The sequence below is a fragment of the Lysinibacillus sphaericus OT4b.31 genome, assembly GCF_000392615.1.
GTDB lineage: Bacteria > Bacillota > Bacilli > Bacillales_A > Planococcaceae > Lysinibacillus > Lysinibacillus sphaericus_B.
The window spans coordinates 1-869 of sequence record NZ_KB933432.1 but is presented as its reverse complement, the minus strand read 5'-3'; the positions used below and the strand labels follow the sequence as shown (position 1 = coordinate 869).

Sequence of the window (869 nt, the reverse complement as noted above, 5' to 3'; positions counted from 1 at the left end):
AGGATTGGACGATATATTGGCTTTTTGCCCCAACAGCTAAATGACATTTGAATCCATACCAAAAGACATTTTTTCCTTCGCTATTCTTTTTCACACCCCATTGGGGTTGGATAGGTACAGAAGATCGGAGTTCTGAAAGAGAGACATCTAATTGTGCGGCAATTGTCTTTTCATATAGTGGAAGATCTGCCTCTTCCTCTGCTTTTTCTAAAAGCCATTGTTCACGTTCTTCTTTCTTTTTACGGCCTCGTTTTTTCGGTTCTTTCACTAATTGTTCTTTCTTAGAAGGTGCGCAATCACGAGCTTCCACATGGGTTGCATCGATTGCGACTATTTCATTCGATACGTAACCTTCATTAATAGCCAGTAGAAGTAAACGTTCTTGAACAATATCCAATGCATTTGATTCACTGATTAATGTAATCATACGCGAATAAGAGGCTTCTGATGGGATTTCATCCGACACGAGGAAACCACAATCAACCTTGAAACGTAAATCTGTACGAAGGCGTGTTATCAAATCTTTGATAAATGGAATATGTTCAGTGATCCGAATGATTAATGAATAAATCATTGCTGGATAATTAAGCGTTTGTGGAGCGCCTAAATGGGACTTTTTCATGACAACATCAAGAATTGGGTGGATATCAATATCAGCTAAAATAGAGTTAAAACGATGGGTAGGTTCCAAATCATATAAAATTTGCATATCAAACAGGCTTTCTTGTCGTATAATAGACATAGAGCATTTCTCCAATCTGTTAATGTGTGTGTAGTAACTCTCATTATACAGGATTTGGGGAGGTGCTCTATTTTCTTGTCATTTTAAGCTTAGAGCCGTAAGGTCTCAAAATTACGAAATTGACTCA

General features: G+C 37.5%; 1 protein-coding gene. It reads right to left on the bottom strand.

Translation table 11 applies throughout. The features are described from left to right. Nucleotides 1-742: transposase (locus tag H131_RS22575; protein WP_010861458.1), on the bottom strand; the 742-nt coding region annotated here is incomplete at its 3' end. Between the last annotated feature and the right edge of the window lie 127 nt (nt 743-869).